The organism is Feifania hominis, assembly GCF_014384765.1.
GTDB lineage: Bacteria > Bacillota > Clostridia > Oscillospirales > Feifaniaceae > Feifania > Feifania hominis.
The window spans coordinates 160018-172061 of record NZ_JACRSP010000002.1; the positions used below are offsets into that span (position 1 = coordinate 160018).

Here is a 12044-nt window from a genome sequence, read left to right on the forward strand (position 1 = left end):
CGCTTCTTTTTTTGCCGAAACTACTTTTTGGGGTGGCAGATTCCGGCGCTTGGGCATCCGGAGCAGCCGCAGCCACAGCCGCCGCCCCGGCGTTTTTTTCTTATCTGGCCGATGACAATTGCAGCGACCACCGCAAGTACCAGCAACCCGACGATGATGGTTGGGGGATTCATTGCAGCACCTCCTGATCAGGCGCGGACTTTGTTGTCAAGCTTGACGCTGAGGGCCGCGCCCTTTTTGTAATCTGCATTGTATTTGTTGGGCCGCAGCAGCAGGTAGAGCACACCGATCACCACGGCAAGCGCTGCGACTGTGCCGACTCCAAAGGGTACCGTGCCGGCAATCAGGCCGCCGAGCTGATAGATCACGAGCGATGCTCCATAGGCAAAAGCACACATGTAACCGATGGCAGCCAACGTCCACTTGGTGTTGTTCATTTCGCGCTTGATCGCACCCATGGCCGCGAAGCAGGGCGCGCACAGCAGATTGAAGATCATAAAGCTGTACGCGGTCAGCGCCGTCCAGTCGGCAGCAATCAGACTCCAGATCTCCTCGCCGTTTTCCGAGAGCTCGCCGGCAAAGTGATAGAGTACACCGAAAGTGGACACGACGTTCTCCTTGGCAATCAGACCGGTGAACGTGGCAACGGCTGCTTTCCAGTTGCCGAAGCCGAGCGGGGCGAACAGGAACGCGACGGCGCTGCCGATTGCCGCAAGGATACTGGTGTTGTTGTCTTCGACTATCACAAGGCGGCCGCCCTCAAAGCCGAAGCCCTGCAGGAACCACAGTATGACAGACGAGAGCAGAATGATGGTGCCCGCACGTTTGATGAAGCTCCAGCCGCGCTCCCAGGTGGCGCGCAGAACATTGCTCACACTCGGCACATGGTAGGCCGGCAGCTCCATGACAAAGGGAGCCGGTTCACCGGCAAAGGCCTTTGTCTTTTTGAGCATGATGCCGCTGATGATGATGGCGGCGACGCCAATGAAATAGGCACTGGTTGCCACAAGGCCGCTGCCGCCAAAAATGGCGCCGGCAAACAGGCCGATGATGGGCATTTTTGCCCCGCAGGGAATGAAGCAGGTGGTCATGATGGTCATCTTGCGGTCGCGGTCATTTTCAATGGTGCGCGACGCCATAACGCCGGGCACGCCGCAGCCCGAGCCGATGAGCATGGGAATGAAGCTCTTGCCCGACAGGCCGAACTTGCGGAAAATCCGGTCCATGATGAACGCGATACGGGCCATGTAGCCGACGTCCTCGAGAATGGACAGCAGCAAAAACAGAACCAGCATCTGCGGCACAAAGCCAAGTACGGCGCCGACGCCGCCGATGATGCCGTCGACAATCAGTCCGATCAGCCACGCCTGGCAGCCGATCCCCTCGAGAAAGCCGGTGACAGCGGGGGGGATGATCTCGCCGAAGAGAACGTCATTGGTCCAGCCAGTGAGAAAATCACCCACTGTGCCGATGGAGATGTAGTAGACCAGGAACATCACCGCTGCGAAGATGGGCAGCGCCAGAATTCGGTTGGTGACAACACGGTCAATTTTATCGGAGATTGTCAGACTGTGTCTGGCTGCCTTTTTCTTCACACAGCGGTCGACCACTTTGCTGATGTAAGCGTAGCGCTGGTTGGTGATGATGCTCTCGGCATCGTCGTCCAATTCACGTTCACAGTCCTGAATGTGACTTTCGAGATGTTCGCTGAGAGCCCCGTCGAGTGCAAGCTCCGCGGTGACTTTCTCATCGCGCTCAAAGAGTTTGATCGCATACCAGCGCAGGCTGCGCGCCTCGACACGGCCCGCGATCGACTCCTCGATGTGGGCGATGGCGTGCTCCACGCTCCCGGTGAAGACATGCGGGTGCTCGCCCAGGCGCTTTCTGGCCGCGAGTTCTATGGCGCACTCGGCGACCGCCATGCTCCCCTCACCCTTGAGGGCGCTCGTCTCCATCACGGTGCATCCAAGCTCCTCACCGAGCTTTGCAAGATCGATTTTGTCTCCGTTTTTGCGTACGATGTCGATCATGTTGACCGCAATGACGACCGGGATGCCGAGTTCAATCAGCTGCGTGGTCAGGTAGAGGTTTCGCTCGATGTTGGTGCCGTCAACAATGTTGATGATGGCGTCGGGCTGCTCCTTGACCAGAAAGCCGCGCGCCACAACCTCTTCAAGGGTGTAGGGGCTCAGCGAGTAGATGCCCGGCAGATCCTGAATGACAACGTCTCTGTGTCCTTTGAGACGGCCCTCTTTTTTCTCGACCGTGACGCCGGGCCAGTTGCCAACATACTGATTCGATCCCGTCAGGTCATTGAACATTGTGGTCTTGCCGCTGTTGGGATTGCCGGCAAGGGCTATGGTAATGCTCATTCGGTTTTCACTCCTCGTCCTTCTATTAGTTAATCATAGCTAACCAATCTGCAAAAAGTGCCTATTCGACTTCGATCATCTCGGCGTCCGACTTGCGCACGCTGAGCTCATAGCCTCGTACATTGAGCTCCATCGGGTCGCCAAGCGGGGCCACCTTACGCACATGGAGCGAAACGCCCTTGGTGATGCCCATATCCATAATACGGCGCTTCACCGGGCCCTCACCGTGCAGCCGACGCACCACGGCGGTCTCGCCCACTTTCACATCTCTGAGTGTCTTCATCTGCCATCCTCCTACTTTCATGAATGCGTGATACACATGCTGTTGCCGCCGGACAAAAGCCCGGCAAAGAGCTGCCAAAAGTCCGCCGTCTAAGAGATCATCACCCGGTTTGCAAGGGTTTTGTCGAGGGCGATGCGGCTGTCTTTCACCTGTAAGATCAGATTGCCCGCCATCTCGGTGACCACCGTCACCACCCCGTCGACCACAAAGCCCAGCTCCGCCAGGTGCTGGCGCACTTCGTCTCTGCCCGTGATTTTTCGTATGGTCACGGTCTCGCCCGGTTTTGCCATTGTCAAAGGCATCATAACCCTCCTCCTCATTGGTTGGACATTGGTTAGTATTTGCTAACCTCTTGACAAATGAAGTTTAACACCACTAACTGCGCTTGTCAAGTGGGATTGTCTCTTTTTTGGCAAACTTGCGCAAACACTCAAATTGTGCTATTCTCAATAGTAACAATTTGCCGAAAGGGGGACTGTGTGTGCAGATTCGGGAATCCGCTGAGGACTATCTCGAGGCCATTCTCATGCTCAAGGCGCGTCTGGGAGCGGTGCGCTCCATCGACATTGCCAACGAGCTGCAGTACTCCAAACCCAGTGTCAGCATCGCCATGAAAAAGCTGCGTGAAAACGGCTATATCACGGTGGACAGTGATGGACTGATCTCGCTGACCGACGCAGGCAATCAGATCGCCTCACACATCTACAACCGCCACCGTCTGTTGACAGAATTCTTTGTCCGTCTGGGCGTCAGCGAGGATGTTGCTGTGGCCGACGCCTGCAAAATTGAGCACGACCTCAGCGACGAGACGTTCTCAAAACTGCTCGAGCATGCCAGGAAAAACAGCGACAAGCTTCCGTAAAACAGAGGGCACACGCCACATGGCGTGTGCCCTTTTCTCACTGTGCCGCAATCGGCGGAATGGCCGGCTTTGCAAAGACAAAGTTGACAATCCCCCCGATGATGATGATATTTGAACAGGTGTAAAGCCAGGTCATCAGTATGATGACAGACGCCAGCGACCCATAGACAAGCGAGTAGCGTGTGCTCGCCTCGATCAGCCGCGAGAAGACAAAACTCACCGCAACCAGCGCCACCGTGCCGAAGCCGAGCCCCCATACAATGGAGCGAAACTTCCGAATACCCGGTACCGCATAGCGGTAGAGGGCCCCGAGCGCTGCCATGATGAGCACCAGAAGAACCACATAGCGAAGCCAGGTCCAATTCATTATGCCGGTCAAATCAAAGCGTACAAAGCTGCTCGCAAACGCGAGGAAGCCGCCGCCCGTAATGAGAATCAACATGGAGAGATAGACCCCGACCGGCACGAGGACCGCCGCGAGCAGGCTCATGACAAATTGCCAGAAACCCGAGCGGCGCACGCCGTAGATGTCCTCCATGCTGTGGGTAACCGCACGGAATGCGCGCGAGCCACTCGTGACAAGAAAGGTGACGCCGATGATGAGTATGAGCGTTGAGTCGAGCTCTGACAGATAGTTCAAATAGTTGTTGATGATCTCGATGGCCGTGTCCGGCACCACGTCGGTGACCAGCTTCTCGATCACGCCCGTACCGAGGTCATGCAGACCGAGCAGCCAGTTCAAACAGATCAGAAAGGGAAAAAAGGAAAGCGTGATGAAATAGGAGCACTCGGCGGCTGAGCGCGAGGCCTTGCGCTCAAAGTAGAGCGCCACAACGCGCCTGATTTTGTCACGAAATTCTCTCACACATATCCCCCTTTCTCTTTTATCATATCATATGCCAATTCATTTATCACCAGACAATTTCGCCGAAATGTTGAAAACCCCCTCCGCCGCGGCGGAGGGGGTCTGCTTTGCCTCTTATTTGATGTGGCTCTCAAAGAGCTCGATCGCCTTGTCGTTGTCCTCTGAGATGATGAGCATGACATAGCGGCCCCTTGTGACCACCTTGCCGTTCTTCGCCATCTCCAGCGGCTCCGGCAGATACTGCTCAAACGACTTTGTGACTGTCTCCAGCTGCTTTTCAAAGGCCGCCTTGACCGCCTCGACACCGTCCATATCTTTCGCCTCGGCGAGCCACAGGTTGTCGGCCGTAATCATCATGTTGACATGGATGGCGGAATCGCTCACCATGTCGCCCGTCAGGCCGGTCGATTCGGTGATATAGGCCGACGCATCGGCGTCGGTCATGTCAATGGGCATGGTCATGGCAAACGTAATCTGACCCATGATCTCCTCGGCGAGAGCGCTCATGGATACGTCGCTTTTGTACTCGGACTCCTTGGGTTTCGACGAACAGCCGGCAAAGGCCGCCACAATCAGGACAAACGCGAGGGCAAGCCCGGTAATTTTTCTGACTTTGTTCATTCTGTACTCCTTTTCCGTGTGGGTTTTTGACACAGGGTATTGGACGCACTCTGTGTGAAATTGTTCCCACACGGGTGGGAAATATACAGAAAAGAGCGCTGCGTTCTTCGCTCGCAGCGCTACTTGCCGCTCTCGCGGCGTTTCGGTTCGGTTTTGCTCTCACGCTCGACAAATTTCATCACCCGGTCGCGGGAAAAAAACACAACCACCGCCAGAGCCAGAATCACCCCCAGCACGATCAGACCCGTCTTGGAATCACCCCTCGAAAAGCGCTGCCCGGCGAGCGTACACACTGCAATCGCCGGTATTGACGCGAGCGCAATCGAGCGCAGATAGTTGAACAGCGGCACCTTTGTCCGCGCGAAGATATAGGGCAGAAAGCCATTTGGCAGCCCCGGAATCAGAAAGAGCAGGAACGTGACCCGCTCGATGTTCTTCGTCTCGCTGAGAAAGGCCAGATTCCACTTTCTCTTTTTTTCCGTTCGCTCCTCAACGGCCCGCTCCCTCTTTAAGAAAGGGGCAAACGCCTTGTGAAACTGGCGGATGATGATGAAGACAATGGCATTTCCCACCAAGTATCCGATGCAGCAGAGAATGGTGCCGAGCACAATGCCGTATGACAGGCCCGCGAGCACCTGAACTGCCACGGCCGGGAAAACCGTCGTGATGACCTGCAGCGCCTGAAGCGCCACGATGATTGGAATCCCCTTGCCGCCGTAGGCCTGCATATAGGAGGTGAGCTCCGCCTCGTCGTTGACGTGCTGCACCACGTTGATCAGCACCGGCACAAGGTCCACACACATGACGGCAACAAGGCCGAGAAGCGAGACAATGAGTGTCAGCGGCAGAATATTCTCTTTTTTCAGCAGTCTGCGCTCATGCTTGCGCTCCACATCGGCACCCCCTGTCGCCTTGGTGATGGTCTATTGTACCCCATTTGAGCGCCAGTTACAAGATGCAGATGTGCGAGCTGCTGTGCCGTACGTTTAGACGAGCCCCGCCCTCTTGAGCAGCGGCACCACTTTGGACGCAATCAGCGCCGTCAGCAGGCAGGCTACAGAATCACTTGGAAGAAAGGTGATGGAGCCGATTTGAATGACCCGCCAGAAGCTCATGGCACTGTGAAGATAGAAATTCGAGAGCAGATACATGTGAAGACAGCCGAAAAAGTGATTGGTCAGCATGCCGCACAGGCAGGCGACCAGCATGCCCACAAAGCCTCTGCTCTCGAGCTTACGGTAGACGGTGCCGATCACAAACGCCGCGAACACAAAGCCGATGAGATACCCAAAACTCATCTCAAATACATAGGAGACGCCGCCGCCCTTTGTAAAAACCGGGAAGCCCGCAAGTCCGACGAGCAGATAACAGAGCTGTGACAACAGCCCGCGTCTGGGACCGAGCAGGATGCCCGACAGCGCCACGAAGAAGAACTGCAGCGTCATGGGAATGACCGGCAGCGGAATTTTGATAAAGGCCCCTACAGCCGAGAGCGCCGCAAACAGCGCACACAGCACGATGGAACGCACGTTGTTTTTTGTGTTTGTCATATCTGTGTCTCCCGTCTTATTTTAATTTCCCCCGCGTAGAGAGTCTCAAGCCCCCCGCCCGGCAGTTCAACAACCAGGTGGCCCTCGTCGTCCAACCCGCGCAGCACAGCGGCGTACGCCTCCCCACCGCGCAGAATCGTAATGCGCTCGTTCACCCAGCACAGGTCGCGCCGGTAGTCCTCGAGCAGCGAGCCGCGTCGGTGTATGAAGCGCCCCTCGTCATAGAGTCTGTCAAATTCCCGTACCACGCCCGCAATGAGCGCCGCACGCGAGGGCGGTGCCGCGCAGTGCCGGTCGAGCGCTGTCGCGACGCCGCGCAGCTCCTCGGGGAGCTCGTCGCCGAGGCGGATGTTGATGCCGATTCCCGCAAGGACATACTGAATGCGCCCGCTCTCCGCCTCCAGCGCACTTTCGGTCAAAATGCCACAGAGTTTCTCTCCGTCAACCAGAACGTCATTGGGCCACTTGATCGACGGCCGAAAGCCGCAGAGCTTCTCCACTGCGTCCCGCACTGCCATGGCCGACAGCAGCGTGACAAAGTTGAGTGCATCGAGAGCAAAATGTGGCCTCAGCACAATGGTGAAATAGACCCCGCCGCCCTCGGGCGAGTGAAAGCGCCGCTCCATGCGGCCGCGGCCCGCGGTCTGCTGCCGCGCGACAACGAGCGTTCCATCGGCGGCGTCCGCCGCGACAGACTTTGCGTAGTTGTTGGTCGAGTCAAGCCGATCAAAGAGCAGAATCTTCTCTCCGAGCCGTGAGCCGCAAAGTTCCTCGCGCAGCTCCATCTCATCGAGCAGATCGAGCTGCGGCGGTATGCGGTAGCCTCCCGATTGCAGCGGTTCGACGGGCGCGCCCTCGTCGATCAGCTGATGCGCTGCTTTCCACACCGCGGTGCGTGACACGCCGAGCGCCCTCGCAAGATCGCTCCCCGAAATTGTTTCGCCGCGCCGCTGGCGCAGCAGATGATACACTTCATCTTTGAGCATCTGAATCCTCCTGTCTCTCAGCTGCCAGTGTATCGTCAAAGAATCCAGTTGTCAACTCATTTTTAAAATTTAGTTGACAATCAGGAATTTTTATCAAAGTTGTCTGTGTAACTTTTACAAATTACACCATCAGAATTTGACAAATTCATCAATAAGAGCCATTGTCAAAAGTACCGTCTGCGGCTATGATAGTAGTGGTTTGAATCCGGCTACCCACATTTGAAAAACAGACGGAGAGTATCGCGGTGGACAAGGAACTTCTTCTCACAGGCAAAATTTCAAAGCTCTATCTTCGCTTCCTCCTGCCGACCGTGCTCGGCATGGTGACGCACTCGCTGTACTGTCTGGCCGACGTGCTGTTTATCTCCTTTGCTGAGGGGGGAACGGGACTTGCGGCACTCAACATTGCCATGCCGGTCTTCACCATCTATTCCGCCATCGGTCTGATGCTTGGCGTGGGCGGCGCGACCACCATTGCAGTCTGTGTCGGCCGTGACGATTCCAGTGGAGCGAACCGCGCTTTTACACTCACCGTTGTCGTCAACCTGGTCTTTGGTGTCGGCGCGGCAGTGATCGGGTCGGTCTTTCTGACGCCCCTCGCCCGCCTGCTCGGGGCGGACGCGGTGCTTTTGCCCTATGTGCGGGCCTATCTGCTGCCCATTCAGGCGTCGTGCTTTGGCTACATTCTCTCGGCGACGCTCCAGGTGCTCGTGCGGGGCGATGGAAATCCGCGCCTTGTCATGATAGCCACTGTCTCGGGAAATGTTCTCAATGTGGTGCTCGACTATCTCTTCGTCGTGCCGATGGGCATGGGTGTCTTCGGTGCGGCACTCGCTACGGCACTGTGCCCGTTTGTGAGTCTGGCAATTCTGTCACTTCACTTTCTCACCCGCCGCAATCACGTGGTTTTCACCCGCTGCTTCGCGCAGCTGCGGCTGCTTGCGCGCATCGTGAAAAACGGCTTTTCCGCCGCGCTGCTGGAGCTCTCCGCCGGCATTGTGATTGTGCTGTTCAACAAGGCGCTGCTCGCTCTCGGCGGCCAGCTCTATGTCGCTGCCTATGCGGTGGTCACCAACATTGCCTATGTCGCCAAGGGCATCTTCAACGGCATCGCCCAGGCGGCGCAGCCCGTCATCTCCGTCAACTATGGCGCGAGGCGTTTTGAGCGGGCCGAACGGGCCGCCGGGCTGTCGGTGCGCACAGCACTCATCTTCTCAACGGCAGTCTACGCACTGTTTCTTCTGTTTTCACATATTGTTGTGCTTCCCTTTTCCCACGGTGACGCCGCACTCATCTCACTGAGCGCCCACGCACTGCGCATCTATGCGGTCTCTTTCCTGTTCACGGGGGCAAACACCATGCTCATGTACTACTTTCAATCGGTGGAGCGCGCGGCGCTGTCCACCTGTGTCTCACTGCTTCGCGGCGTGGTTTTTGTCCTGTTTGGGCTGTGGGTGCTTCCCGCGCTTTTCGGTGTGACAGGAGTCTGGCTTGTGGTGACCTTTGCCGAGCTTGCAGCTCTTGCGGTCACACTGCCCATGTATGCCTCCATTCACAAAAATTTTGCCCGCTCTACTGTGGTTACTGCCGCAGTATGACATAGTATTGCAAATTCCCATTCACTCACCGACCCGCCGGGACGCCGCCCGGCGGGCCTTTTTCTCTCCTCGTTTCTACGAAAATCATCCTTTTTTTACCGTTATTAATAAATGAAAGCCTTTTCCGGCATGATATTATTAAAATAGTTATCGCTTTAATAAATAATGCTTGAGAGTTGGAAAAGGGTTTGAACATCGCAATCATCGATGATTCCTCTGCAGATCGCCAGTTACTGGAGGACTACATCCGTCACTACTGTTCGGCGCATCACATGCAGGTGCACTGCAGTCCATATGAGTCGGGAGAGGCGTTTTTGGAGCAATTCGAAAGCGCTTTGTTTGATGTGATCTTTCTTGACATCTATATGAACGGTGTGGATGGCATCCATGTCGCCGAGAGAATCCGTGAGGTCGATGAGAGCTGTCTGATCATTTTTGTCACCACAAGCGACCACCACGCTGTCCGAAGTTATCGTGTCAGGGCCTTTGACTATCTGGTCAAGCCGTACGACTACCCATGTCTTGAGGAGACGATGGATCTTGTAAGCGCGGCCACTCATCAGAAATACCGCTACATTGAAGTCAAAGAGGGGCGCACTCAGACCCGTATTCTGCTTCACGACATTCTCTATGTCGACTACTACAACCACTACGTCCAGATCCACACCAGGCAGCGCATGGTGCGAACGTATATGCCCTTTTCGGAATTTGCTCCCCTGCTGCTCGGGGAACCGCAGTTTCTCTGTTGTTACCGCAACTGCATTGTCAATCTTGATGAGGTCGCCCTGATGGATGAGACCGACTTTCTCATGACCGATGGAATCCGCATTCCCATTCTGCGCCGCCAGCGCGCCGAGGTCCGTCAGCGCTATGCCGACTATACCTTTGAAAAGCTCAAGTCAAAAAAACCTTGATTGAATCTCTCTGGAAAGGGGGCAGGCCAAAACGCCTGCCCCCTTTGCGATTACCCCATTGAAAACTCTCTTCTGTGGCAGCGGCTTTTATGCGCTGCCACATGATTTTTGAGGAATCTGCCATACTAGTACCATCAATTTTTACGGGGTGATCACATGCCAATTTCCCACAAGGGTGCCATCAGCTTTGGTTTGGTCCACATCCCCGTGGCGCTTCACACCGCCACGCAGGACAACGACATTCGTTTCAATCAGCTTTGCAAATCCGATCTGTCGCGCGTACGGTACAAGAAAGTCTGCGCCGGATGCGGCGCTGAGGTGACCTCCAACGCCGACATCGTCAAGGGCTTTGAGTATGACAAAGACCAGTATGTCGTCATCACCGATGAGGACTTTGAAAAGATCAAAACCGAGCGCGACCGCTCCATTCAGATTCTCCACTTCACCGATCTTGCCTCCATTCGTCCCATCTACTACGACAAGACTTACCATGTACTGCCTGAGGCCGGCGGCGAACGCGCCTTTTCTCTGCTCTGGCGCGCCATGCTCGACGAGCAGAAAGTCGCCATCGGCAAGACCGTACTGGGCACCAAGGAGACGCTTCTGTGCATTTTGCCCACCGACTCGGGGCTTCTCATTGAGACGCTGTTTTTTGCCGACGAGATCAGGAGTCTGCCCCGCGAGGTCAATCTTCCGGAGCCCGCTGAGCAGGAACTCGCCATGGCAAAGACGCTGATCTCCTCCATGGACCGCCCTTTTGAACCCGCCGCTTATCACGACGAGTATCAGGCGCGGCTTCGCAAGTTGATTGAGGACAAGATCGCCGGTCGCGAGGTGGTGACACCCGCTGCCGAGGCCCCCGGCAATGTTGTCGATCTGATGCAGGCTCTCAAGGCCTCCATCGAACAGCAGGGTAAAAAGCCACAGCGGGCGCCCCGCAAAAAGGGCGCGAGCTGATGCCAGGCGGCGATCCCTTTCTCTCGCGCGCCTATCAGCCGATGCTCATTGGCGCTGACTCAGGCCCTTTCGATGACCCGCAGTACACCTATGAGCTCAAGCTGGATGGCGAGCGGTGTCTGGCCTATCTGGATCCAGGGGCGGGTACAGCTCTGATCAACAAACGTTCGCTCTCTCTTCTCGACCGTTTCCCTGAACTTGCATCGCTTCACCGGCAGGTGGACAAACGCTGTGTTCTCGACGGAGAGCTCATCGTACCGGCTGCCGATGGAAGTCCCGACTTCGCACAGGTACAGCGACGGTCCCTGCTATCGAACCGCTTTAAAATCGAGCTTGCGGCGCAGCGCCAGCCGGCGAGTCTGGTCGCCTTTGATCTGCTCTGGCTCGACGGGCGGGAATTCACCGCCAAACCTCTGGAGGAGCGCTGTGACACTCTGGCTCAGACGGTGTACGAGTCGCAGCGGCTCGCCCTCTCGCGGCGCTTTTCCCAGGGTGGCCGCTCGCTCTTCGCTCTCGCCTGTGAGCGGGGGCTCGAGGGGATCATCGCAAAGCGGCGCGGCAGTCTCTACACGCCGGGCAAACGAACGCGCGACTGGGTGAAAATCAAAAATCTGCAAGACGACGACTTTGTCGTCTGCGGCTTCATCCGCAAGGAGCAAAATGTCACAAGCCTCGTCCTCGGTCAATACGACAATGGCGGCACGCTTCGGTACCGCGGCCATGTGACGCTCGGCGTATCCGGCCCTGACTTCCGGCGCATTGAGTCCGCGCCGCGCACGGATAAAGCGCCCTGTGTCCCGGTGCCGCGCGGCTCGGGCAATGAGCGGGCTATCTGGCTCGAGCCCACACTTGTGTGCAAGGTCCGCTACCTCCATGAGACCGGCTCAGGGGGGCTGCGCCACCCAAATTTCGCCGGGCTTCGCGACGACAAGGCGCCGCACGACTGTCTCGTCCCTGAAAAAGTTGAATGACAATTGTTTACAGTTTGGTGACAAATCCCCTCGCTCACAGGCGTATAATGAGAGTAATTCAAATC

At 56.4% G+C, this 12044-nt stretch carries 14 protein-coding genes; 5 read left to right on the top strand and 9 right to left on the bottom strand.

Going from position 1 to position 12044, the window contains the following annotated elements; all coding sequences use genetic code 11:
- Positions 1-20: 20 nt before the first annotated feature.
- The 4 genes from H8695_RS04255 to H8695_RS04270 form a co-directional block, all read right to left on the bottom strand.
- The gene (locus tag H8695_RS04255) at positions 21-173 is read right to left on the bottom strand and encodes a FeoB-associated Cys-rich membrane protein (protein ID WP_249299645.1); all 153 of its coding nucleotides are present in this window, start codon (positions 171-173) and stop codon (positions 21-23) included.
- Between the two features lie 15 nt (positions 174-188).
- A complete protein-coding gene (gene feoB, locus H8695_RS04260; protein WP_249299646.1) occupies positions 189-2372 on the bottom strand; it encodes a ferrous iron transport protein B in 2184 nt (727 codons plus the stop codon).
- Positions 2373-2433: 61 nt separating this feature from the next.
- Positions 2434-2655, bottom strand: a complete 222-nt coding sequence (locus H8695_RS04265) for a FeoA family protein (protein WP_249299647.1) — start codon at positions 2653-2655, stop codon at positions 2434-2436.
- An 89-nt stretch (positions 2656-2744) separates the two neighbouring features.
- Positions 2745-2960, bottom strand: a complete 216-nt coding sequence (locus tag H8695_RS04270; RefSeq protein WP_249299648.1) for a FeoA family protein — start codon at positions 2958-2960, stop codon at positions 2745-2747.
- Between the two features lie 176 nt (positions 2961-3136).
- Between H8695_RS04270 and H8695_RS04275 the strand changes: the two genes are divergently transcribed.
- The gene (locus tag H8695_RS04275; protein WP_249299649.1) at positions 3137-3517 is read left to right on the top strand and encodes an iron dependent repressor, metal binding and dimerization domain protein; all 381 of its coding nucleotides are present in this window, start codon (positions 3137-3139) and stop codon (positions 3515-3517) included.
- A 37-nt stretch (positions 3518-3554) separates the two neighbouring features.
- On the opposite strand, the gene H8695_RS04280 is transcribed toward H8695_RS04275, so the two are convergent.
- The 5 genes from H8695_RS04280 to H8695_RS04300 form a co-directional block, all read right to left on the bottom strand.
- Complete coding sequence (locus H8695_RS04280; RefSeq protein WP_249299650.1) at positions 3555-4382, bottom strand: YhjD/YihY/BrkB family envelope integrity protein; 828 nt, start codon at positions 4380-4382, stop codon at positions 3555-3557.
- Between the two features lie 114 nt (positions 4383-4496).
- Positions 4497-5003: a DUF4358 domain-containing protein gene (locus H8695_RS04285; protein ID WP_249299651.1), complete on the bottom strand. Its 507-nt coding sequence runs from the start codon at positions 5001-5003 to the stop codon at positions 4497-4499.
- A gap of 119 nt (positions 5004-5122) precedes the next feature.
- Positions 5123-5896, bottom strand: coding sequence for a VTT domain-containing protein (locus tag H8695_RS04290; protein ID WP_249299652.1), 774 nt, complete (start codon positions 5894-5896; stop codon positions 5123-5125).
- Between the two features lie 93 nt (positions 5897-5989).
- Positions 5990-6553 carry a biotin transporter BioY gene (locus tag H8695_RS04295; RefSeq protein ID WP_249299653.1) on the bottom strand — a complete coding sequence of 188 codons (564 nt, stop codon included), beginning with the start codon at positions 6551-6553 and terminating at the stop codon, positions 5990-5992.
- Positions 6550-7539 carry a biotin--[acetyl-CoA-carboxylase] ligase gene (locus tag H8695_RS04300; protein WP_249299654.1) on the bottom strand — a complete coding sequence of 330 codons (990 nt, stop codon included), beginning with the start codon at positions 7537-7539 and terminating at the stop codon, positions 6550-6552. The genes H8695_RS04295 and H8695_RS04300 overlap by 4 nt, the downstream gene beginning before the upstream one ends.
- A 245-nt stretch (positions 7540-7784) precedes the next feature.
- On the opposite strand from H8695_RS04300, the gene H8695_RS04305 reads away from it, so the two are divergent.
- The 4 genes from H8695_RS04305 to H8695_RS04320 all read left to right on the top strand — a co-directional run bounded on the left by H8695_RS04305 (position 7785) and on the right by H8695_RS04320 (position 11979).
- Entirely contained in the window at positions 7785-9137 is a 1353-nt protein-coding gene (locus H8695_RS04305; RefSeq protein WP_249299655.1) for an MATE family efflux transporter, read from the top strand.
- A 188-nt stretch (positions 9138-9325) separates the two neighbouring features.
- The gene (locus H8695_RS04310) at positions 9326-10051 is read left to right on the top strand and encodes a LytR/AlgR family response regulator transcription factor (RefSeq protein ID WP_249299656.1); all 726 of its coding nucleotides are present in this window, start codon (positions 9326-9328) and stop codon (positions 10049-10051) included.
- A gap of 156 nt (positions 10052-10207) precedes the next feature.
- Positions 10208-11008, top strand: coding sequence for a non-homologous end joining protein Ku (gene ku / locus H8695_RS04315; protein ID WP_249299657.1), 801 nt, complete (start codon positions 10208-10210; stop codon positions 11006-11008).
- Positions 11008-11979, top strand: a complete 972-nt coding sequence (locus H8695_RS04320) for an ATP-dependent DNA ligase (protein WP_249299658.1) — start codon at positions 11008-11010, stop codon at positions 11977-11979. Before ku ends, H8695_RS04320 begins: the two co-directional genes overlap by 1 nt.
- Positions 11980-12044 lie beyond the last annotated feature (65 nt).

Bases quoted from the DNA above. Each gene is read 5' to 3' on its own strand.
- H8695_RS04255 (WP_249299645.1), bottom strand. From the start codon at position 173: ATGAATCCCCCAACCATCATCGTCGGGTTGCTGGTACTTGCGGTGGTC.
- H8695_RS04295 (WP_249299653.1), bottom strand. From the start codon at position 6,553: ATGACAAACACAAAAAACAACGTGCGTTCCATCGTGCTGTGTGCGCTG.
- H8695_RS04285 (WP_249299651.1), bottom strand. From the start codon at position 5,003: ATGAACAAAGTCAGAAAAATTACCGGGCTTGCCCTCGCGTTTGTCCTG.
- H8695_RS04265 (WP_249299647.1), bottom strand. From the start codon at position 2,655: ATGAAGACACTCAGAGATGTGAAAGTGGGCGAGACCGCCGTGGTGCGT.
- ku (WP_249299657.1), top strand. From the start codon at position 10,208: ATGCCAATTTCCCACAAGGGTGCCATCAGCTTTGGTTTGGTCCACATC.
- H8695_RS04270 (WP_249299648.1), bottom strand. From the start codon at position 2,960: ATGATGCCTTTGACAATGGCAAAACCGGGCGAGACCGTGACCATACGA.
- H8695_RS04320 (WP_249299658.1), top strand. From the start codon at position 11,008: ATGCCAGGCGGCGATCCCTTTCTCTCGCGCGCCTATCAGCCGATGCTC.
- H8695_RS04300 (WP_249299654.1), bottom strand. From the start codon at position 7,539: ATGCTCAAAGATGAAGTGTATCATCTGCTGCGCCAGCGGCGCGGCGAA.
- feoB (WP_249299646.1), bottom strand. From the start codon at position 2,372: ATGAGCATTACCATAGCCCTTGCCGGCAATCCCAACAGCGGCAAGACC.